Source organism: Rhodoferax sp. GW821-FHT02C08, assembly GCF_059421805.1.
Genome location: NZ_JBWKVR010000026.1, coordinates 1 through 22,454 on the forward strand (window position 1 = coordinate 1; position 22,454 = coordinate 22,454).

A 22,454-nucleotide genomic window follows, 5' to 3' on the forward strand; every position below is an offset into this window, starting at 1 on the left:
ACTGGATGAAACACCAGTATGGCGCATCTGAACCAAAATTCAAGTCTGTCTGAGGCAGGTAGCTAATCAGGAAAAACCGCTGCTGCCGCATATATTTCCTGCGGTAGCAGCTGCATTTTTCGTAGCAACTTTTCCCCTGATCAGGCCGCCAGCATCATGGCGAAGTAGCCAAACACCGTCAACAAGATGCCAGACACCGCGTAGGCCACCGGAAAGCCTATCCACGGCACGCTGCTGCCGATCTCCTTGGCGGCCTCGCGGGCCGGGCCGGAGTGGCTGCGCGCACCGGCCACGCCGCCCATCAGCACGGCAGGGTTGATCTTGAAGACGTGGAAACCAATCGCCCAGACGATGAACGGCGGAATGGTGCAGGCCACAAAGCCCAGGGCGAATATCTTCAGCGCAACCATGCCGTTGAGCTGTGACAGCAGATTGGCCCCAGCGTTCACGCCCACGATGGCTACAAAGAAAATCAGGCCCATGTCTTCCAGAATGTTGCGCGCAGCGTTCGGCGTGTTGCCGAAAAAACGCACCCGCGACACCAGCGACGACACGATGATGCCCGACACCAGCAGGCCACCCGCATTGCCCAGGCCGACCGACGCACCGAAGGCGGGCACCTGTATCTGGCCAATCAGCAGACCCAGAATCATGCCCAGCGACAGGGTCAGCAAATCGGTCGCGGTGCTGGGCCGCGCCACTTTGCCGATCAGCGCCGCCGCCTGGTCTATCGCGCTGCGCAAGCCCACCAGGTGCAGCACATCCATGCGCTGCAAACGCGTCTCCAGACCGATGGGCAGGGGCGCGCCGCCGCGCTCCAGGCCCACCAGCTGCACCTGCCCGGCAATCGGTGAACGGCTGAACTCCTTCAGCGCCTTGCCCACGACGTCGCGGTGCGTGACCAGAATCTCGGCCTGGTCCAGCGGGATGTTGAGCGCCCGGGCGTCGGGCACCTCGGGGCCGATCAGGCCCATGTGATCGGTCAGCGCGCCCAGGCTGCCGCCCAGCGCGATCACATCGCCCAGCTGCAACACCAGCGCCGGGTCGGCCCCCAGCAGGTCTTTGCCGCGTTCCACGTTCTCGATCTGGTACTGGGCATAGCGTGTACGGAACTGCGCGATGCTCTGGCCGTTCAGCGCGGGGTTGACCAGCCGGTAGGCACGCAGGTCGAACGGGCGGTAGCCGCTGAGGCCAGCGTCGTCCACGTTCGGCACGCCATGCTCCACCTCGTAGGTCTTGGCGGCGCTGTGCGCGTCCACACCCCACCAGCGCGGCAGGTATTTGCAAATCAGGATGATGCCCACCGTACCCCAGATGTAGGTGATGCCGTAAGACAGGGCAATCATCGCCGTCGCGGCCGCCGCCGTGGTACCCGGCGGCAGCGGCACCACGCCGGAGGTGATGGCTTGCTCGGCCGAGCCTATGGCGGCCGACATGGTTTGCGAGCCCGCCAGAATGCCGCCCGCCGCGCCCACCGGCAAAGACAGCCAGCGCGTGCCCAACACCACGATGCCCAGGCCCAGGAAGGAGGATAGAACGGCCAGCACGGTGAACTTCAGCCCGTCCCCCTTCAGGCTGTTGATGAACGACGGCCCCACACGCAGGCCCACGCCGTACATGAACAGGTAATAAAACAGGCTCTTGGTGAAGTTGTCCAGCTCAAAGCGCACGCCATACGCCGCGCCCCAGGTCGCCACACCGCAGCCGATCACAATGGCCGCCGCCACCGCGCCCAGGCCATAGCCCTTGATGGTGCCGCGCCCCACCCAGACAGACAGCCCCACCACCAGAAACAGCAGGATGTAGGGGTTCTTCTGCAGAAAGGTCAGAAATGCGACCATCACGCTGCGGCCAACACGCGCAGTTCCGGCTCAGCGAGCGCGCCGTGGCTGAAGCTGGGGCCCGCATCGGAACGCAGCACCGGGTTGTTCTGCAAAAAGTCGATGGCCTTGCGTAAGTCGTCCAGCAGCAGGGCGATCAGGTCGCGGCTCACGCCGTGGCGCACCAGCACGCGTTGCACCACCACGGTTTGCCGGTCCGACGGCAGCGGGTACGAGGCAATCTGCCAGCCACGCATGCGTACGCGCTCGGACAGGTCGTACAGCGTGAAGCCATGGTCCACGCCGTCCTTCAGCTTGTAGCAGACCGCAGGCAGGCCGTCCTTACCGTCGTACACCAGCTCCAGCGGGCTGAACTTGGCGATCTCTTGCGCCAGCCACTGCGCGGTGTCGGAGCAGGCCTGCTGGATGCGGGTGTAGCCGTCGCGCCCCAGGCGCAGAAAGTTGTAGTACTGGGCAATGATTTCGCCGCCAGGCCGGCTGAAGTTCAGCGCGAAGGTCGGCATATTGCCGCCCAGGTAGTCCACGTTGAAGATCAGCTCCTGCGGCAAGTCGGCCTTGGCGCGCCATACCACCCAGCCCACACCCAGCGGCGCCAGGCCGTATTTGTGGCCCGACGCGTTGATGGACTTGACCCGGCTAACGCAGAAGTCCCACTCCAGCTCGCGCTGGATGAAGGGCGCCACAAAGCCACCGCTGGCCGCATCCACGTGGATGGGAATGTCCAGCCCCAGGTCGCGCTGCAGTGCGTCCAGCTCGGCCGCCAGCGCCGCCACGGGTTCATAGACACCGGTGAAGGTCACGCCCAGCGTGGCCACCACGCCAATGGTGTTCTCGTCGCAGTATTCACGCAGGTCGGCCGGCTGCAGGCCCAGGGCGTCACCACGCAGCGGTACTTCGCGCATCTCCACGTCGAAGTAGCGGGCAAACTTCTTCCAGCAGATCTGCACCGGGCCGCAGACAAAGTTGGGTTTGTCCGTTGGGAGTCCGGCCGCTTCGCGGCGCTTCTTCCAGGCCCACTTCAAGGCCAGGCCGCCGAGCATGGCGGCTTCGCTGGAACCGGTGGTCGAGCAGCCTATGGTGTCCCAGGATTTGGGCGCATGCCAGAGGTCGGCAATGATGTGCACGCAGCGGTTTTCGATCTCGGCCGTCTGGGGGTATTCGTCCTTGTCGATCATGTTCTTGTCGAGCGCGTCGGCCATCAGCTTTTGCACCTCGGGCTCGACCCAGGTGGTGCAGAACGTGGCCAGGTTCTGCCGCGAATTGCCGTCCAGCAGCAGCTCGTCGCGCACCAGGTTGTAGGCCGCGGAGGGCGCAGTGGAGTGGTCGGGCAGGCGGTACTTGGGCAGGCGCCGCTCGGAGGCTCCGCTGGAATACACATCCTCGATGGAAAGGTCGTGGGACTCGGCAGTCTGGTACAGGGCCATGGGGGTTACTCGGTAAGGGAGATCAAGAAAAAGTTGCGCGCAAGGCAACAGGGCGCCTTGGCGTTCGGAGAAAGCGTGGGGAGGTGCGGAGCTTTAGGCAGGCCCGGCGCGCAAGGCGGGCATGCCGGCAGGTTGAAAAACCGATGGGCTAGTAGGGCACCGCCATGCAGGGCGTCGCCAGGCACCGGCTTAATGTGTTCCTCAACACCGGGCAATGCAAGGTTTGGGCGGGCCTGCGAGCCAATTTGGCGCTTGTCCGACAGCACGGCGGTGCGCAGTCCTACGTTCGAAGTGTGTCAGCTAGAAAGTGCCAACAGTGCAGGCAATACCTGCACTAGCAGCTATTACTTTAAGAGCAATCTGTCATCCTGCCGGCGCTGACGGCACGACCCCAGCCATGCAGGATTTGTTGGGCGGCCAGGTGGACTTCATATTCGACCCCTGCATCGGCCTAAACCAGATGCGCTCCGAAAAACTGAAACTGTTGGCCGTCGGCAGCCCACAGCGCTCGCTCCTTTTCCTCGATGTGCCAACGCTAAACGAAGTCGGCCTAAAAGGCATGGACGCCGACACCATGTTCGGCTTCTACGCCCCCGCCAGCCTACCCGTCGATATTCTGGCGCGGCGGAACACCGAGATCAACAAGTTCCTAAGCACGCAAGCGGTGAAGGACAGGATCGATGAACTGGACGGGCAAAGTGGCGCCGATGACGCCCGCAGCCTTTGGGGTGAAGGCGCATGAGGACACGACGCTGTTTAGGAAGCTGATGAAGGTGAAGGATCGGCGGATTGTGGAGAATTGATTGGGGTGGGAATCGCTGTCTAGAGTGGTGACGAAGTATTGAGAGCAATACCAGTTTTATTTTTATTTTTTTGAAGCAAATTATCGAAATGAAGTCTGCGTCAATGTTAGTTTTAACAGTTAAAGTCGTCAGAGTATGAGGCGACTCTTCGCTTTGCTGGAGCCATGATGACAGTAGAACAGAAGTCCTTATCCCCCGATTCAGAACCAACATATCATCTAGGCCGAGCTGCTCCGATAACTCAAACAACAGCTAAGTGCTCAGCAATGTGCTCGCTAATGTTTAAATCATTACTACACTAACATGAAGATATTCAAAGAATTCACCAGTTTTCCTATGGAATGCAATAAGGAGGGAGAATGAGTTGCTTGGCTATAACGGGCGCGAGTGGATTTATAGGACGCACCTTGGTTCGTAGATGTATTGAGCTTGGATATGACGTAATCGCACTAAGCCGTCGCCCAACAAATGAAGGGCATTGGGTAAATTGGCAACTAGGTGAACCATTACCTGCCGAATGCGCTTCTGTTGACGCTGTAATTCATTTAGCCAGCGCAACACTTGTAGCGCGAGATAAAACCAATGAGGCTGTTGATCTTGATGTTTTAGGTACCCGTTTGCTATCCGAGAACGCTTGGTCAATCCACTCAAAGGATCGGCCTGTTCGCTTCATTTTTTTGTCGAGCCAATCAGCCAGTGCTATGGCTAAAAATCAGTATGGTCAAAGTAAACACGCCATAGAACGCTCGTTAGTACATGAGAATGAAGTAATCGTCAGACCCGGTCTCGTATATGGCGATAAAGGACAAAGCGTTTTCGGCATGTTTCAGAAGCTTTCTCGAATGCCTTTGGTGCCAGTTATCTCCGGATTACCCAATATTCAACCTATACATGTCAATGAGTTAATAGAGTGTATTGTCCGAATAATTGAAACTCCACGACCTCAAAGGCTGTATTGCTTGGGCGCTAGCACTCCATTGACTTTTGCAGAGGCTATCGTCGCAACTTCGGTTCGTGATGGTCGGCGTGCCCCATTAAAGATTCAGCTTCCTTTGGCATTCGTTAAGGCGGTTGCTTGGGTGGTTGATAAGTGTTTGCATATGTCACCCTCAATAAGTGAGCGCATTGATGGTCTCTTAGCTTTGCAGCCGATGCAGACAGAAAACTCAATAAGAGAGTTGGGCGTTAGCATTTGCAGTTTTATTTCTACAAATGCTCAGCAAAAATAGCGAAGGGGATTATTTTGACGTACCGCGAGTTTGATTATGTCATCATTGGAGCAGGACCGAGTGCAATCGCTGCATTGTTGGCATTAGACGGAGCCGCTTCTATTGCAGTTATCTCTGGGGCAAGTAATGAACTGCTTTCTAGAGAAAAAGTACACCCTAAGATTCAGGCGGTTTCTGTTGCCAATAGGGAACGTCCAGGTGTGATTTATTCCTTTCAACACGAAGGCAGTCCTTCACACCCACTATTTTCATCGGCTCTAGCTGGTGGGCTTGCTAATTATTGGGGGCAACAATTCGTCCGTTATCAACCATCAGATCCGTGGCCGAGAGATATTTTCTCAAACTATGAGTCGTACCAGAGTCACTGTTCAGAATTAGAAAGTCTATTTGTACTATCAGATGTAAACGAAGTTCAACCACGAGCCAAACTCGATTCTAGCTATAAGTTATGCATACCTCGACTTCTTCTTGGATCTGCTGAAGATCCTGATTCAGGACTAATGGCAATGCGCTTTGAATTTTATCGTCAGGTCAAACGACGTCATGCAGAAGTATACGAAGAGCGAGTACGCTCTATCATCAAGGTAGCAGACAAATGTCATGTGTTGCTCCAAAACAAAGAAACCATAGTTGCAAAAACAGTATTGCTTGCCGCTGGCGTGATAGGAACAGCGCATTTGATTTCTAAATCTTTTCCAGAGATTGAGAGTATGCAATTCTCGGATCATGCTCCGTGGATGCTGTACACAATCGGTCTACAAGACGTATACAAACTTAGGCCAAATTCTGCAATGAATCACTTCAATGCTTTGACGCTTGAGAAAACCAATAAATGTGCAAGTGAAGTGTTTGTTTCCCTTTACGACATGGGTAAAGCAGACTTTAATCTTCTCTTGGCGTCCACAATTGGACGCACATTTGATGTTTTTCGTAATATTCAAGCACCAATCGGTGCATCATTAATTAAGCCAGTTCAGATATGGACTCCGAAATCGTTTGATGACGTGACGGTTGATGTGAAGTCGGGCTTGGTCAAGGCCAATTCCAAATCACAGGTCATGGCCGAAAATGACTCTCACCTTCTTAAGACGATGAATGTATTAAGAGCCCTTGGTGCCAGATGTCTTAAAGCGTCGAGAACACTTCCCGGATATGGATTCCACTACCACAACCTCATGATCAAAGGGGCAAACCAAAACCTGTTGCCAGTATCTAAATTCTTAGAAAATAAATTTGGTAAAAGTGTGAAATGTATCGATGCTTCAGTGTTGTCTCGCATAGGACTGCGTCCGCACACGCTCACGGCTATGGCAGCTAGCCACTGTATGGCAGGGACACTTCCGTAATCCGAGAGCACCGGTAGCCACGTGCCTCACTAATGTCGAAGACGCAACCCAACCACGCTAAGTTATAGGTCACATCGGCACCTTAAATCGACCCGGGTTTGCAGGAGCACCTGCTGGTAGCGGTTGCCGCAATCGTGGTCGCGGCAGAGTTCTTTAAGGCGCCGTGGGTTCAACTCACCACTAGCGTCAGGCGACCTTTACGCCGGCCAGACTCTGCACCGACAGCCTGTGCGCCAGCCCCTGCTCACGGAACGTCTGGGTAACGAAATCGACGAAGGCACGGGTCTTGGCAGGCAGCAGTTTCTGGCTGGCAAAGTACAGCGAGATAGGGCCGACATCGCAATACCAATCGGGTAGCAGCCGCACCAGCGCACCGCTCTGCAGATGCGGCAGCGCGTGCGGTACAGACACCAAGCCGACGCCCATGCCCAGCAGCGCTGCGGGGCAGATCGCGTCCGGCCCGTTGACCAGCAGCGCGGGCTTGTGGCCTATCACCATTTCAACGCCGGCGCCATTGCGCATCACATGGGTGCGCAAGCGGCCGCTGAGGGGCGAACGCATCACGATGCTGGCCATGTCCGCCAAGCCGGCCGGGTCGGTGGGCCGGGGTTTGCCCTGCAGGAACGCTGGCGACGCCACGGTAATGCAGTGCATGCGCACCAGTTCGCGCGCCACCATGCCGGGCGGCAGGTCGAAGCCCCCGCCGAAGGCCACATCGAAGCCGCCAGCAATCAGGTCCAGCGGGCGGTTGTCGAAAGACCAGTCGGGCGTGACCGCCGGGTAGCGGGCCAGGAAGGCCGGCATCAGCGGCAGCAGGTAGTCCATGCCGAAGCCGGGCGCGGAGTTCAGCTTCAGCACACCGGCCGGTTGGCCCGCGTTGACTGTGACGTCGGCAATTGCGCCCTGGATGCTGTCCAGCCCGCCCTGCACCGATTGCAGAAAGCGCTCGCCCGCTTCGCTCAGCGTCAGGCCGCGCGTGCTGCGCTGGAACAGGCGCACGCCCAGGTTGCGCTCCAGCTGGGCAACGTTGCGGCTCACGGCCGCTGGCGTCAGCGCCAGCCGGCGCGCGGCCGACGAGAAGCTGCCAGTCTCGGCGCTGCGCACAAAGGACTCCAGATTCGCCAGGGTTTCCATGCTTCACCTTCAACAAATACTTGAAACTGATTCTACCCGATTGCAACTAGCGCTAGAAGCCCGCCCTGCCTAAAGTGCGGTCCATCACCACAACGCAGTCTCTGCACCCAAAGGAAACACCATGACGATCTCCATCATCGGCGCCGGCGCCATCGGCTCGGCCATCGCCCGCCAACTGGCCCGCAACGGCATCTCTACCAGCATCGCCAACAGCCGCGGCCCGCAATCACTGAAGGCACTGACCGACGAACTGGGGCCGCACATCACAGCCGTGACGGTGCAAGAAGCCGCCCAGGCCGACCTGGTGTTTTTGGCGGTCAACTGGACCCGGGTCTCCGACGCGCTGAAGGACCTGGGGCCGTGGAACGGCCGCATCCTGGTGGATGCCAACAACGCGGTGCAAGTACCGTCGTACCAGCCGGTCGACCTGGGCGGCCTGGCCTCCAGCGAGGCCGTAGCGCAGTGGGCGCCAGGTGCCCGCGTGGTCAAGGCCTTTAACCACCTGATCGCCGCCGCGCTGGGTGCAGATCCGAAAGTCGATGGTGGCCGCCGCGTGCTGTTTCTGTCCGGCCCCGATGCCGATGCGAAGCAGACCGTCAGCGCTCTGATCGCGCGTCTGGGCTACGCGCCGGTGGACCTGGGCGGCACGGAACAAGGCCGGCTGGTGCAGTTCCCCGGCGGCCCGCTGGCGCTGCTGAACCTGGTGAAGTTGGACTGATCGCCTACCTAAGCCGCGTGCGCCAACCGCAAACAGTCCTGCAGCGTACGCGTGGCGCGTGAGGGCTCGGGCGTGCGCCGCACGATGCCCAGGAAGCGGCAGTCATAGCGGAACAGCGCGGGCTGCACGGCACGCATCTGGCCTTTTTGCACAAAGCCCTCGGCATAGTGGTCGGGCAAAAAGCCCAGGTAGTGGCCGCTCAGGATCAGCGTGGCGATGGACTCCTGGTCGAAGCCCGTGGCCTTGCGCGGCAGGCGCTCGCGCTGGCTGATTTCCATATTCGGCGAGTGCTGGCCCAGGCCGGCAAACGGGTAGCGGCGCAGGTCGTCCCAGCCCATGGCCTGCATGTCTTGCCCAAACAGCACATGCTGCGCGCCGCAGTACAGCAGCATGGTTTCGCCAAACAGCGCGTCGTAGGCCAGGCTGTCGGCGTTGCGGTGGCCGGGGATGATGCCCAGCTGGAACTGGCCGTCCAGCACGCCGCGCTCGATGGCGTGGATGGTGGCCACGTGCAGGCACAGGCGCACATCCGGGGCCTGCTGCGCAAACTGGGCTATGGCCGCATGGATGCGCGCTTGCGGGTTGCTGGCGGTCTTGTCGAACACCGCCAGGTGCAGCTCGCCGCCCATGCGCTGGTGCAGCGCGTCCACGCTGGCGCGGAAGGCCTCGGCGCCGGCCAGCAGGCGCAGCGTCTCGGTGTAGATCTGCTGGCCCTCGGGCGTCAAAGCAAAGCCGCTGCGGCCGCGCCGGCACAGCGTCAAGCCCAGCCGGGTTTCCAGGTCTTTGACATGGCGGCTGACGGTGGAGGTGCCGATGTTCAGCTCCAGCTCGGCCGCCGCCATGCCGCCGCATTCGACCACGCTCTTGAACACCCGCAGCAGGCGGATGTCCATATCGGTCAGCTGGCCCAGCACGGCGCGATTTTTTACTTGCATATATTGCTAACTGAATATGGATATTTAATTCTTTATAAGAGTAACAGACACCGCAAGAATGCGTGATCCACCTTTTACTGGAGCATCCATGGACATGACCGACAGCCAGCAACTCAGCCCCCGCCCCCGTACCGACGCCGCCTGGCTGGACGCGCACTGGATGCCTTACTCGGGCAACCGCAACTTCAAGGCCGACCCGCGCATCATCACCGGCGCCAAGGGCAGCTACTACACCGATATCGACGGCCGCCAGATCCTCGACGGCCTCTCCGGCCTGTGGTGCTGTGGCCTGGGCCATGGCCGCACTGAGATCACGGCAGCCGCCACCCGCCAGCTGGCCACGCTGGACTATTCGCCGGCCTTCCAGTTCGCCCACCCGCTGTCGTTCGAACTGGCCAACAAGCTCAAAGAACTGACGCCCGACGGCCTGGACCACGTGTTCTTCACCGGCTCCGGCTCGGAAGCCGCCGACACCTCGCTGAAGATGGCGCGCGCCTACTGGCGCACCAAGGGCCAAGCCAGCAAGACCCGTCTGATCGGCCGCGAAAAGGGCTACCACGGCGTGAATTTCGGCGGCATCTCGGTGGGCGGCATCGGCGCCAACCGCAAGATGTTTGGTGAAGCCCTGCAGGCCGACCACCTGCCGCACACCCAGCTCAAAAGCAACGCCTTCTCGCGCGGCATGCCGAAGACCGGCGCCGAGCTGGCCGACGGGCTGCTGGACCTGATTGCGCTGCACGACGCGAGCAACATCGCCGCCGTGATCGTCGAGCCCATGTCCGGCTCGGCCGGCGTGGTGGTGCCACCGGTGGGCTACTTGCAGCGCCTGCGCGAGATCTGCACCGCGCACAACATCCTGCTGATTTTTGACGAAGTGATCACCGGCTTTGGCCGCATGGGCGCAATGACCGGCGCTGAAGCCTTTGGCGTCACGCCCGACATCATGAACGTAGCCAAGCAGATCACCAACGGCGCCCAGCCCATGGGTGCGGTGCTGGTCAAGAAAGACATTTACGACACCTTCATGGCGGCTGGCGGCCCCGACTACATGCTGGAGTTTGCCCACGGCTACACCTACTCGGCCCACCCCGTGGCCTGCGCAGTCGGCCTGGCTACGCTGGACATCCTGGTGCAGGAAAACATGGTGCAGCGCGTGCAAGCCATTGCCCCGCATTTCGAGAACGCGGTGCACAGCCTGAAGGGCGCCAAGCATGTCACCGACATCCGCAACTACGGCCTGGCCGCCGGCATCACCATCGCCGCCGTACCTGGCGAGCCGGCCCGCCGCCCGTACGAGATCGCCATGGCGATGTGGAAGAAGGGCTTTTACGTGCGCTACGGCGGCGACACCATCCAGATGGCGCCGCCCTTTGTCATCACGCCCGCCGAGATCGACAGCATGGTGAACGCCCTGGGCGAAACGTTGAACGCCCAGGCCTGAGTGGGATGAGCGGAACAAGCGCCGCGCAGCGCCCTTCGGCGGTACCCACGGTGCAGATCGACAACGATCGCGTCAAGGTCACCGAATGGCGCTTTCCACCCGGCGCCCATACCGGCTGGCACCGCCACGGCATGGACTATGTGGTGGTGCCCATGACCAGCGGCACCCTGCTGCTCGAGACCCCGGACGGCGAGGTGCACAGCAGCTTGACCGCCGGCCAGTCCTACACCCGGCTGACCGGCGTGGAGCACAACGTGGTGAATGCCAACACGCACGAATTCGTGTTTGTCGAAATCGAACTCAAATAGCCTGAAAATTTAAAGATTTCAGGCCGCCAGCGCAGATATTGCTTGCGCTGGCAGCTATAAATAATGCAGCAGGCAGAACCGCTGGCAAGTCCTGTTTACAGGGGCTTACGGCTGCAGTAAGGTGGGGGAACAACCCACAAGGGCCGTTCCGGGAGCGGCGCGCTGAGGGCGCAGCCCCCTTGCAAGAAATGGCATGCCCACATCCACGCACCGAGGCCCTGACACCACAGGCCCACCCACCGCCAACAGCGCGCAAGCCTTGCAGCAGCAGCTGCGCCAGCTGAGCCGTGGCATAGGTGTTGCAGCCTGCCTGTGGCTGGTACTTGTAGCCGGCCTGACGCTAATGGTGTCGGACAGCATCGTCGCCGCGCGCATCAGCGCCGAGGCCACCACTGCCGGCCGCGAGACCAGCACCACGGCCCACATCATCGACCGCACCTTCGTGGAAGTGGCCAGCGTGGCCCGCCTGCTGGGGCGCCAGACCGAAGTGCACACGGTGCTCGCCCAGTACAACCCGCAGGCAGTCACCCTGCTCTACTTTCCCGATGGTGAGCGGCGCCGGCGCCTGCTGCACAACCTGGATGTGCGCGAGCTGGGCGACGGCCTGGCCGGGCTGGCCAAAAATCTGGGCTACGAGCGCATCTTCATCGTCAACGTAGCCGGCCTGGTGGTGGCGTCCAGCGACTGGCAGCTGGCCGACGGCATGGTCGGCAAGTCCTACAAAAGCCGCAGCGACTTCAACGACGCGATGGCCAACGGCCAGGGCCAGCTGTTCACCGCCGTCCACACCACCAGCCAGCCGGGCTTCTTCTTCTCGCTGCGCATAGACCAGGACGAGGTGCCCATGGGGGTGGCCGTCATCAACCACAACGCCAGCACGCTGGCGCCGCTGCTGTCCAGCAACCAGATCGCCCTGGTGCTGGACAGCAGCGGCACCGTGGTGAGCGCCTCGCGCGCCGAATACATGCTGCGCCATGTGGGCCCGCTGAGCCAGGGCAAGCCGCCCAGCGGCGCCGTGGCCAGCATCCCCATCGAGCGCCCGCCTCACTTGCGCCATGCCGACCACTGGCTGGTGGATGGCAACTCCTATCTGCTGACGCGCAGCCCCCTGTCCGAGCCCGGCTACGAGCTGCTGGCGCTCAGCCAGCTGGACACGCTGGACCCCATGGTGCGCTGGCACTACGGGCAGGGCGCGCTGGTGGCTGCCATGGGCCTGGCCGTGCTGTTACTGCTGGGCCGCGTGCTGCGCCAGGTGCTGCGCCAGCGCCATGCCGCGCTACAGCTGACGCAGGAGCAGAGCGACTTTCTGCAGGCCATGATCGACTGCATCCCGATACCCATCCTGTACCGCGATGCGCAGGCGCTCTACCGAGGCAGCAACAAGGCCTATAACGAGGCCTTTGGCTACAGCCCCGAAGAGCTGGTGGGCACCACCGTGATGGCACTGGAGACCGTGCCACTGGCCATACGCCAATCGCTGATGCGGGAGCAAACCCAGTTGCTGACCACCGGCGGCCGCTTCAGCCGCATCGGCGTGTTCACCTATACCGACGGCAAGCCGCACACCACGCTGTACTCCAACACCACCTTCCGCAACGCCGACGGCAGCGTGGCCGGCCTGGTGGGCGTGCTGGTGGACATCACCGAGCTGACCCAGGCGCAAGAGCAGCTGCGCCTGGCCAAGGAAGTGGCCGAGGAAGCCACCCAGGCCAAGTCCATGTTCCTGGCGAACATGAGCCACGAAATACGCACCCCGATGAACGCGGTGATAGGCCTGTCGCACCTGGCGCTGAAGACCCACCTGGACCCGCGCCAACGCGACTACATCGGCAAGATCCACCGCGCCGGGCAGAACCTGCTGGGCATCATCAACGACATCCTAGACTTCTCCAAGATCGAAGCCGGCAAACTGGAGGTGGAGCACACCCCATTCCGGCTGGACGAGGTGCTGAACCACGCATCCGCCATGGTGGCCGACCGCGCCGACGCCAAAGAGCTGGCCCTGGTATTCGACGTGGCGTCGGAGGTTCCCTCCACCCTGGTCGGCGACCCGCTGCGCCTGGGCCAGGTGCTGACCAATCTGCTGGGCAATGCCGTGAAGTTCACCGACGTCGGCTACGTCAGCGTGGTGGTACGCGTGGTGGACAAGCGGCCCGGCGACGTGCAGCTGCACATCGCCGTGACCGATACCGGCATCGGCATGAGCGAGGCGCAGTCGGCCCGGCTGTTCCAGGCCTTCGCCCAGGCCGATGGCTCGGTGACTCGCAAATACGGTGGCACCGGCCTGGGCCTGGCCATCAGCCGCGGACTGGTAGAAGGCATGGGCGGGCAGATCGCGGTGCAGTCCACGCCCGGCAGCGGCAGCTGCTTCAGCTTTGACATCTGGCTGGGCCTGGCCGACCCGGCCAGCCTGGTGCCGCCCCCGGAATACGATGGCCCCCGGCTGGACGGCCTACGCCTGCTGCTGGCCGAAGACAACGACATCAACCAGCAGATCGCCACCGAACTGCTGCACAGCGCAGGCGCCGTGGTGGACCTGGCAGACAACGGCCGCCAGGCCCTGGACATGCTGCACGCCGCAGCACCCACGCACTACCATGCCGTGCTGCTGGACCTGCAAATGCCCGTCATGGGCGGGCTGGAGGCGGCCCAGCACATTCACACCGATGCCCGCTACCAGGGCCTGCCCGTCATCGCCATGACCGCCCACGCCCTGCAGGAGGAACGCGAACGCTGCCTGGCCGCCGGCATGCTGGACCACATCACCAAGCCGCTGGACCCGGTGGGCCTGCTGCAATGCGTGCAGCGCTGGGCCCGGCCCGCAGCACCGCACAGCGCGCCGCCCAGCATGCAGGCGGCGCACGCCTCCCGGCTGGCGCCCCAGCCCGGGCTGGACACCCAGGCCGGCCTGCGCCGCGTGGCCGGCAACGAAGCCCTGTACCTGCGCCTGCTGGGCCAGTTCACCGACAGCCATGCGCAAGCCCCCACCAAAGCCCAGATCGCGCTCCAGCAGGGCGACCTGGAAGGCGCCCAACGCATGCTGCACACCATCCGCGGCGTGGCCGGCAATATCGGCCTGACCGACCTGGCCGCAGCCGCCCAGGTGGTGGAAGACCGGCTGAAACAAGATGGCCCGGCCAGCGCCGCCGAAAGCGTCGCCGTAAGTGCCGCCATGGAGCAGCTGCAGCAGCAAACCCGCCGCGCCGTCGAAGCCCTGCGTGCCTTGCTGGAAACCGCCACGCCCGATGCGGCTGACACCCCGCCGGCCCCACCCGACCTGGTCGCCCAGGCCCGTGGCCGCCATCTGGCCCAGCTGCTGGCCGACAGCGATGGCGACTGCGTGGACTATCTGCAAGCCCATGCTGCCAGCCTCCGCAGCCTGTTTGCCCCCGGCGGCTTCAACGCCATGCACAACGCCATGCAACGCTTCGACTTCGAGCTGGCGCATAGCCTGCTGACAGACGCGCTGCTACAGGCGGCGCGGACCTAGTGCTATTGTTTTAGGAGCCATCAGCGCAGGTACTACCTGCGCTACAGGGCTTTTTCACTCAAGGCGCCACGACCAGCTCTTTCACCCGCTCCTGGCGTATCAGGTACAGGCCGCTGGCGATGATGATGGCACCACCCAGCAGGGTGCGGGCCTGCGGCAGGGTCTGCCACAGCAAGCCATCCAGCAAGATGCCCCAGGCCAGCGCGGTGTACTCGAACGGCGCCACCACCGAGGCCTGGCCTGAGCGGAAGGCCTGGGTGATCGCCAGCTGGCCGATGAAGCCGCTGATGCCTATCACCACCAGCTGCGGAATATGCGCGGACTGCACCGCCACCCAGTCTGGCCAGGCCAGCGCACCTCCGGCCACGGCCAGCCCGCTGGTGCCCCAAAACACCAGGCTGGCGCTGGAATCGGTACGGCTCAAAATGCGCCCGGTGATGGCCGATACGGCGTAGCAGCTGGCCGACACCAGCACGGCCAGCGCACCCCATGACAAAAAGGCCCCCTGGCTGGGCCGCAGCGCCACCAGCACCCCGCAAAACCCACCCGCAATCGCCAGCCAGTGGCTGGGCCGCACCCGCTCCTTCAGCACCGGGATGGACAGCATGGTGATCAGCATCGGTGCCACAAAGAAAATGGCGTAGGCCTCGGCCAGCCCCAGCGTCCGCAGCCCGTAGACGAACGCCGACAGCATGGTCACACCCACCACCGTGCGCAGCACATGCAGCGGCCAGCGCACCTTCAGCAAACCGCCCCACTCCCTGCGCCACAGCACATACAGGCAGACCAGGGGCATGGCCGCCAAGCCGCGCAGGCACGCCACCTGCAGCGGCGGGTAGCTGCTGGTCAGCGATTTCATGGACGCATCCATCAGGGAAAAGGCCCCCACGGCAATCACCATGGCGACGATGCCGCGCAGATTCGCGGCAGCAGAAGAAACAGGGGAGGAGGACACAGGCAGAACTCGGTAAGTCGGGGCAGCGCAAAAGACAAACCGCTACCATCGCAGACGACTATAGCCAAGGCCAGCATCTGGCCGCTACCGCAGGGACATCACCATGCCAATCTGGAAACAAGCCGTCACCGTCGAATCGCTCAGCGCCGCAGGCCTGGGCACCGCCATCGCCCATCTGGGCATAGAGTTCCTGGAGGTGGGCGACGACTTCCTGCGCGCCCGCGTGCCGGTGGATTCGCGCACCCGCCAGCCCTACGGCCTGCTGCACGGCGGCGTCAGCGTGGTACTGGCCGAAACCCTGGGCTCCTGCGGCGCCATGTTCGCCGCGCCACCCGGCCACCGCGCCGTGGGCCTGGACATCAACGCCAACCACCTGCGCGGCGTGACCAGCGGCTGGGTCACCGGCACCGCACGCCCGGTGCACATAGGCCGCACCACCCAGGTGTGGCAGATCGACATGGTGGACGACGCGGGCAAGCCCACCTGCGTGTCGCGCATCACCATGGCTGTGTTGGAGCCCAAATAAGGCTGCAACGCACGATTTATCTGCGCAAGCAGCTACACAAATAATAGCAATCAGCTCGCCTCACCCGAGCCACGCGCCAGCCGCTCGCTCTTCCAGTACACGTCATCCCCGCCGTCCACGCGGTTCAGCACCCGCGCCAGTACGAACAGCAGATCGCTGAGCCGGTTCAGGTAGTGGCGAGGCGTATCTTTCAGCGCGTCTTGCTGCTCCAGCGCCACGACGGTGCGTTCGGCGCGGCGGGCCACGGTGCGGCACACATGGGCTTGGGACGCGGCACGGGTACCGGCGGGCAGGATGAATTCGGCCAGGCGCGGCAGCGTGGCATTGTGTTCGGCCAGGGCCTGGTCCAGCGCCAGCACGGCATCCGGTTTGAGCAACTCAAAACCCGGTATGGACAGCTCGCCGCCCAGGTTGAAAAGCTGGTGTTGCACCTCCACCAGCAATGCGCGCACGCCCTCGGGCATGGGTTCGCACAGCAGCAGGCCGATATGGCTGTTCAGCTCGTCCACGTCGCCCATGGCGTGCACGCGCAGGCTGTTCTTGGACACGCGGGTGTTGTCGCCCAGGCCGGTGGTGCCGTTGTCGCCGGTACGGGTGGCGATTTGCGTGAGGCGGTTGGCCATGGCGCTGCTCCTTCAGAATAAGGGGAGAATTGTGCGCGATCTATAGCGAACCGGAGACAGCCCATGAACGCCCCCACCGCCTCCCAGCACCTGCTGCCCACCCTGGCCATCCGCGAAGTGCCGCCCGCCCTGGTTGAGGCCCTGCAAGCCCGCTTTGGCGCGCAGTTCAGCACCGCACTGGCCGTGCGCGAGTACCATGGGCGCGATGAGTCGGCCTTTGCCGTGCCGCCGCCGGCCGCCGTGGTGTTTGCAGAAAGCACGACCGATGTGGCCGACGCGGTGCGGCTGGCCGCGGCCCATGCCACGCCCATCATCCCGTTCGGCGTGGGCTCCTCGCTCGAAGGCCATTTGCTGGCGGTACAAGGCGGCATCAGCCTGGATGTCAGCCGCATGAACGCCATCCTCAGCGTCAACGCCGAAGACCTGACAGTGACTGTGCAGCCCGGCGTAACGCGCAAGCAGCTGAACGAGGCGATCAAGGACACCGGCCTGTTCTTCCCCATCGACCCCGGCGCCGACGCATCGATTGGCGGCATGTGCGCCACCCGCGCCAGCGGCACCAACGCCGTGCGCTACGGCACCATGCGCGAAAACGTGCTGGCGCTGGAAGTGGTCACCGCCAGCGGCGAAACCATCCACACCGGCACGCGCGCCAAGAAGTCCAGCGCGGGCTACGACCTGACGCGGCTGATGGTCGGCAGCGAGGGCACGCTGGGCGTGATCACCTCGGTCACGCTGAAGATCTACCCGCTACCCGAGGCGATATCGGCGGCCATCTGCTCCTTCCCCAGCATCGAGGCCGCCGTGCGCAGCACCATCCAGGTGATACAGCTGGGCGTGCCGATTGCGCGGGTGGAGCTGATTGACGCGAATACCGTGCGCATGGTCAACGCCCATTCCAAACTCGGCCTGCGCGAAGAACCCATGCTGCTGATGGAGTTCCACGGCTCGCCCACTGGCGTGAAGGAGCAGGCCGAACTGGTGCAGGAGATTGCCTCCGACCACGGCGGCCAGGCCTTTGAATGGGCCAGCACGCCCGAGGAGCGCACCCGCCTGTGGACGGCGCGGCACAACGCCTACTTCGCCGCCGTGCAGTCACGCCCCGGCTGCAAAGCCATCTCCACCGATACCTGCGTACCCATCTCGCGGCTCGCGGATTGCCTGCTGGATTCGGTGACCGAAGCCGACGCCTCCGGCATCCCCTACTTCCTGGTCGGCCACGTAGGCGACGGCAACTTCCACTTCGGCTACCTGATCGACCCCGACAGCGCCGAGGAGCGTGAGAAGGCCGAGCAGCTCAACCACGCGCTGGTGAACCGTGCGCTGGCGCTGGACGGCACCTGCACCGGAGAACACGGCGTGGGCCTGCACAAGATGGACTTCCTGGTGAGTGAGGCCGGCGCCGGTGCCGTCGCCATGATGCGCGCCATCAAGCAAGCGCTGGACCCGCTGAATATCCTGAACCCGGGCAAGATATTTCGCCTATAGGCTGCTTTTCAAAGATTGCTTGCCAGCGCTACTTCGGCCATGTCGGTGTAGCCCTGCAGCACTTTCTCAATGCCATCCTGGGCCAAGGTATGCATGCCCGCCGCCTGCGCCGCTTGGCGGATATCGGACGCCGGGGCCTGGCGGCGGATATGCCGGCGAATGCCTTCATCACTCACCATCAGCTCATGGATGCCCATGCGCCCGTGGTAACCGGTATGTTCGCACTGGCTGCAGCCTCGGCGCCGCCATAATTTCACCTCGCCCGTCCCCGCCCCGTACTGGGCGCGCCAGCGCTGCACCAATGCCTCATGCGCACTGGAAGTTACGCCACTACCGTCGTCGCAGCCCAAATACTGCGTGGCCAGGGACTGCAGCGCATCGCCCGTGGCCGCATACGGCTCGCGGCAAGCGGTACATAGTCTACGGACCAGACGCTGCGCCAAGATGGCCAGCAGCGAATCGGAAAAATTGAAGGGATTCAAGCCCATTTCCAATAAGCGGGCAATGCTTTCCGGCGCCGAGTTGGTATGCAGGGTCGAGAGCACCAGGTGGCCGGTTAATGATGCATCCACGGCCACCCTGGCGGTTTCTTCATCGCGCATTTCACCGATCATGATTACGTCGGGGTCGGCACGCAAAAAGGTCCGCATGGCCGCGGCAAACGTCCAGCCAATGCGCGGGTTCACTTGCACCTGCCGCAGCCCGCTTTGGGTGATTTCGATGGGGTCCTCGGCCGTCCATATCTTGCGGCCATCCGTATTGATATCCCGTATGACCGAATGCAGCGTGGTGGTTTTCCCACTGCCCGTGGGACCACAGACCAATATCAGGCCATAGCTTTTTTGCACCACGGCGCGCAAGGCAGCAAGGTTGGCGGCGCTCAGGCCAATGGCCTCCAACGGCAGGGGCTTGGCACCTTCCAGCAGACGCAGCACAACGTCTTCCAGGCCGTGCGCGGTCGGAACGGTGACCACACGCAACTCCACTGCCGGGCCACCAAAACGGGAGAAGTCGATCTTTCCATCCTGGGGCTTGCGGTGCTCAGAAATATCCAGACCCGCCATGATCTTGATGCGCGCAACAATCGAGAAACGAAAGCGGCCCGGCACTTCCAGATACGGCTTCATGGCACCGTCCACACGCAACCGTATCCGCACATTCGCGGGAGCGGGTTCGGTCTCGATATGAATGTCCGAAGCGCGGTGGGCAATAGCCTCGTCAATGATGGAGTTGATCAGTCGTACCAAGGTGTTATCCGACTCGCTGACCGTATCCGATGGCTCGGCATCCACATCGCGTGCGCTGCGACCCAGGTCGCCCGCCAGTTCCAGGGCAGTAGCACGCGGAACAGCTACGGGTGCTCCCGTTGCTTGCGTGACTGGCATGGCGGCTGCCCGGTGGCTACGATAAGCCTGCTGGATGGCGGGCAGCAATGTACCTGGGGCGCCTTGTACGGTGACCAGACGCCGCTGCGTCAAGAAGCGCAATTCATCCATCAGCGTCCGGCCCAAAGGGCTGGCCACCAACAGCACCAGGGCATCTTCACGCACCATCAGCGGTAGCACGGACTCCCGTTCGGCTACCGCTTGCGGCACCAGAGCCAAGGCCTGCGGGTCGGCACTCAAACCTCCTGGATCCACCATGTAAGTGCCCAGCCAGCTATCGATCGCATGCTGCAGCTGCTCCCGGGTCAGATCGCCTTGCTCGACCAAAATCTGGCCAAGCTGGCGATGGTGCCCGCTCCCCCGCTCCTCCTGCTGGATCTTCATGCAAGCCGCCATGGTCTGCGGGCTGACCAAACCCGCCTGCACGATGGCTTCTCCCAGATGGCGTGCCGTACCCACCACGGGATGCGGTGAAGTCACCAAGTCCCACAAAGCATCGGCATTCTGCGGCCGAAAACACTGGGCTGTTGACCGCTCCCCCGCCAATGGCACGGACGCCATGGGCGAACGCAGGTTGGTATCGACGCACAAAGGACTGGTGTCTGGAAAGTTACGCATCACTGGAGCTCTCGGTACTTGTTCGCCGCCGCTTTGGCATCGCAGCGGCATACGATCTGAAAGAGCTCATTGTAATAAAATGATTTAAACGATATTAATGATTTAATCAATTCGTCTAAATTGAGTGGATATTTGATAATTTTTCACAAAATCCACCTGCTTACGCATTCCGTATCCAAAATGACCACGAGACGGAGAAACGGAATGAGGCAGCTCGCGATGCCGCCGGCCTCAATCCAGCGGGTCCAGAAACACACCTATGACGCCCCAGTCGAAGGAAGGCATGGACCGCTACCGGTACACCCTGTTTTCGTAGCGCTACGGCGGCGCTGTGAACAACCAGAACGTTGAACCGCAAGACGCCAGGGTTTTGCGCACGCGACAAATGATGCCCACTTGCTCAATATCCATGATCGAAGTCACTATATTTTTAATAGCTGCTACCGCAGTAGATATCTGCGCTAGGGCCATATTTTCTATAAATCCGCGAACTACGGACCGGCATTACTCGCTGATGAAATAGCTTCGCTTGATCGCGTACTCCGAGCCCTTGCGGAACTGGCCCGGCACCCACTTTTTCCAATCTTCAAACAGGTCTTGCGGCTTCCAGGTGTCGGCGGCGGCGGAGCCGTATTGATCGATGTGGCGCTTTACGGACTCGCGGAAACGGTGGTGGGCAAACACGCGCATGAACTCGCCGAAATAGATGTCGGCCACGCGGGTGTTGCCACGGATCAACACCATATTTTCGTCGTTGGTGTCCACGCTGGCTTCGCTGAAGTTGGCCGAACCCGCCAGAACGGCCGGCTGGCTGCCCAGCGGGTCGATCAGCATGAACTTGGTATGCACCCAGTTCACGTTGACGCCGATGCCGCCGCTCTCCTGGTGCCAGCCGTCGATCCAGTCCACAAAGATGCTGCTGCCCAGGGCCATGCCGATGTTCGGAAAGCGGCGTATGCGCTCGATATCGGCAATGGCGGCGGCGCGCGAGGCGGCGTTGCCACCGTTCACATATTTGTCCAGCAAGGCAAAGCGCAGCACACCGTCGTTTTTGTCGAACACCGGGCGAAAGTCTTTCACGATGCCGAAGGGGAAGGTCATGAACAAAGGCTTGGGGTCGTCGGCCAGCGCAATCCACCAATCGAACACGCCACGGCCACGGTGCGGCGAGAAGATGGGCGTCAGCGCGTCCGCCGTGGTGGCGGGCGGCAGGGCATTGCTGGTCTCTGTCCAGTCCTTGATGGCGTCAGGCGCCGGGTCGCCCTTGAGCTCATTCCAATAGCCCAGGTAACGCTGGGCCAGCGCTGCATCATGGATGGCGTGGCCCACGTTCAGCTGGCCGTACAAGGCGTTACGGCTGATATTGGTGGAGCCGGTCCACACCGACACCGGCTTGCCGTTCTGGCTGAGCACGATGAACTTGTTGTGCATCAGCTTGGTGTGGCTGCGCGGAAAGCTGATGCCCTTGATCTTGGCTTTGGCGATGGCCTGGGCATTGGTCTTGCCGGTGTCGTCGTCCAGGCCGTGGTAGATCAGCTTGACGTCCGCTCCGGCCTGGTGCGCCGACTTGAAGGCCTGCAGCACGTCGGGCCAGGGCTGCTTTTCCGGCAGATGCAACTCGTAAATGGCCGCATGCAGGCTGTAGCTACGGTCCTTGGCCCGGGCGATGAAGGCCAGCAGGCCGGGCACCAGGTCGCGCCCCAGCCATTCGTAGGCGGGTGCGCCGGCCTGGTCCAGCGTCTGCCCCGGAAAGCGTTTGGTGAAGGCCTGGGAGGCAATGGCGCCCCGGTTGAAATGCACTTCATGCAAGGCATCGGCCAGCGGCTCGCTGGCGATGGTGACCGTGGTGGCGGCCTTCTCGGTCAGCGCGCCCGGCTGGCCGTACATGGGAATAACGCGGTACTGGTAGCTGTAGCCCGGCTTGACCGTGTAGTCCGCCCATTGGAAGGACTGGAAAGGGTGCTCATGGCTGTTGGCGTCTTCAAAGCCGGTGGGCGGGCGGATGCTGGGAAAGGTCTTGTTGCCGCGCAGCCACATGGTTTCGTCTTCCACCAGATCGGTACGCTGGATGGCAAAACCCATCAGGCCTTTGGCGTCCGCCTCCTGCATGTCGAAGGCCAGAAAGACGACATAGGTTCCGCTGATGGCCCGCACCTTGACGAGCCCTGACACCGTGGTTCGCATACGCAT

General features: G+C 62.1%; 17 protein-coding genes. 9 read left to right on the top strand and 8 right to left on the bottom strand.

Annotation, left to right across the window (positions count from 1 at the left end):
• Positions 1-140: 140 nt before the first annotated feature.
• Positions 141-1,841, bottom strand: coding sequence for an aspartate:alanine exchanger family transporter (locus tag AC07VY_RS22685; RefSeq protein WP_495099516.1), 1,701 nt, complete (start codon positions 1,839-1,841; stop codon positions 141-143).
• Positions 1,841-3,265 carry a glutamate decarboxylase gene (gad, locus tag AC07VY_RS22690; RefSeq protein ID WP_495099515.1) on the bottom strand — a complete coding sequence of 475 codons (1,425 nt, stop codon included), beginning with the start codon at positions 3,263-3,265 and terminating at the stop codon, positions 1,841-1,843. Before gad ends, AC07VY_RS22685 begins: the two co-directional genes overlap by 1 nt.
• 397 nt (positions 3,266-3,662) lie before the next feature.
• Between gad and AC07VY_RS22695 the strand changes: the two genes are divergently transcribed.
• The 3 genes from AC07VY_RS22695 (at position 3,663) to AC07VY_RS22705 (ending at position 6,643) form a co-directional block, all read left to right on the top strand.
• On the top strand, positions 3,663-4,007 hold the full coding sequence (locus tag AC07VY_RS22695; RefSeq protein ID WP_495099514.1) for a tripartite tricarboxylate transporter substrate-binding protein: 345 nt from the start codon (positions 3,663-3,665) through the stop codon (positions 4,005-4,007).
• 420 nt (positions 4,008-4,427) lie between these two features.
• Positions 4,428-5,297 (top strand): NAD-dependent epimerase/dehydratase family protein, encoded by an 870-nt coding sequence (locus AC07VY_RS22700; protein WP_495099513.1) that lies wholly within the window; start codon positions 4,428-4,430, stop codon positions 5,295-5,297.
• Complete coding sequence (locus AC07VY_RS22705; protein ID WP_495099512.1) at positions 5,261-6,643, top strand: hypothetical protein; 1,383 nt, start codon at positions 5,261-5,263, stop codon at positions 6,641-6,643. The genes AC07VY_RS22700 and AC07VY_RS22705 overlap by 37 nt, the downstream gene beginning before the upstream one ends.
• Positions 6,644-6,829: 186 nt before the next feature.
• On the opposite strand, the gene AC07VY_RS22710 is transcribed toward AC07VY_RS22705, so the two are convergent.
• Positions 6,830-7,777: a LysR family transcriptional regulator gene (locus AC07VY_RS22710; RefSeq protein WP_495099511.1), complete on the bottom strand. Its 948-nt coding sequence runs from the start codon at positions 7,775-7,777 to the stop codon at positions 6,830-6,832.
• A 121-nt stretch (positions 7,778-7,898) separates the two neighbouring features.
• Between AC07VY_RS22710 and AC07VY_RS22715 the strand changes: the two genes are divergently transcribed.
• Complete coding sequence (locus AC07VY_RS22715) at positions 7,899-8,495, top strand: NADPH-dependent F420 reductase (RefSeq protein ID WP_495099510.1); 597 nt, start codon at positions 7,899-7,901, stop codon at positions 8,493-8,495.
• A gap of 8 nt (positions 8,496-8,503) precedes the next feature.
• Here the strand turns inward: AC07VY_RS22715 and AC07VY_RS22720 are convergent, their stop codons facing one another.
• Positions 8,504-9,430 carry a LysR family transcriptional regulator gene (locus tag AC07VY_RS22720; protein ID WP_495099509.1) on the bottom strand — a complete coding sequence of 309 codons (927 nt, stop codon included), beginning with the start codon at positions 9,428-9,430 and terminating at the stop codon, positions 8,504-8,506.
• Positions 9,431-9,518: 88 nt separating this feature from the next.
• Here AC07VY_RS22720 and aptA point away from each other — a divergent pair, with 88 nt between their 5' ends.
• From aptA to AC07VY_RS22735, 3 genes are all read left to right on the top strand, one after another.
• Positions 9,519-10,871 carry an omega-aminotransferase AptA gene (aptA, locus tag AC07VY_RS22725; RefSeq protein ID WP_495099508.1) on the top strand — a complete coding sequence of 451 codons (1,353 nt, stop codon included), beginning with the start codon at positions 9,519-9,521 and terminating at the stop codon, positions 10,869-10,871.
• Positions 10,872-10,876: 5 nt separating this feature from the next.
• The gene (locus AC07VY_RS22730) at positions 10,877-11,179 is read left to right on the top strand and encodes a cupin domain-containing protein (protein WP_495099507.1); all 303 of its coding nucleotides are present in this window, start codon (positions 10,877-10,879) and stop codon (positions 11,177-11,179) included.
• A 193-nt stretch (positions 11,180-11,372) separates the two neighbouring features.
• Complete coding sequence (locus AC07VY_RS22735; protein ID WP_495099506.1) at positions 11,373-14,669, top strand: ATP-binding protein; 3,297 nt, start codon at positions 11,373-11,375, stop codon at positions 14,667-14,669.
• Positions 14,670-14,727: 58 nt separating this feature from the next.
• Here AC07VY_RS22735 and AC07VY_RS22740 read toward each other — a convergent pair whose 3' ends face one another.
• Positions 14,728-15,630: a DMT family transporter gene (locus tag AC07VY_RS22740; RefSeq protein WP_495099517.1), complete on the bottom strand. Its 903-nt coding sequence runs from the start codon at positions 15,628-15,630 to the stop codon at positions 14,728-14,730.
• Positions 15,631-15,727: 97 nt separating this feature from the next.
• On the opposite strand from AC07VY_RS22740, the gene AC07VY_RS22745 reads away from it, so the two are divergent.
• Positions 15,728-16,150: a hotdog fold thioesterase gene (locus AC07VY_RS22745; RefSeq protein WP_495099505.1), complete on the top strand. Its 423-nt coding sequence runs from the start codon at positions 15,728-15,730 to the stop codon at positions 16,148-16,150.
• Between the two features lie 50 nt (positions 16,151-16,200).
• On the opposite strand, the gene AC07VY_RS22750 is transcribed toward AC07VY_RS22745, so the two are convergent.
• Positions 16,201-16,773 (bottom strand): cob(I)yrinic acid a,c-diamide adenosyltransferase, encoded by a 573-nt coding sequence (locus AC07VY_RS22750; RefSeq protein WP_495099504.1) that lies wholly within the window; start codon positions 16,771-16,773, stop codon positions 16,201-16,203.
• A 63-nt stretch (positions 16,774-16,836) separates the two neighbouring features.
• Between AC07VY_RS22750 and AC07VY_RS22755 the strand changes: the two genes are divergently transcribed.
• The gene (locus AC07VY_RS22755; protein WP_495099503.1) at positions 16,837-18,261 is read left to right on the top strand and encodes an FAD-binding oxidoreductase; all 1,425 of its coding nucleotides are present in this window, start codon (positions 16,837-16,839) and stop codon (positions 18,259-18,261) included.
• An 8-nt stretch (positions 18,262-18,269) separates the two neighbouring features.
• Here AC07VY_RS22755 and AC07VY_RS22760 read toward each other — a convergent pair whose 3' ends face one another.
• Together AC07VY_RS22760 and AC07VY_RS22765 are read right to left on the bottom strand one after the other, a co-directional pair.
• Entirely contained in the window at positions 18,270-20,264 is a 1,995-nt protein-coding gene (locus tag AC07VY_RS22760; RefSeq protein ID WP_495099502.1) for a GspE/PulE family protein, read from the bottom strand.
• 504 nt (positions 20,265-20,768) lie between these two features.
• Complete coding sequence (locus AC07VY_RS22765) at positions 20,769-22,448, bottom strand: phospholipase D-like domain-containing protein (protein WP_495099501.1); 1,680 nt, start codon at positions 22,446-22,448, stop codon at positions 20,769-20,771.
• Positions 22,449-22,454: the final 6 nt, after the last annotated feature.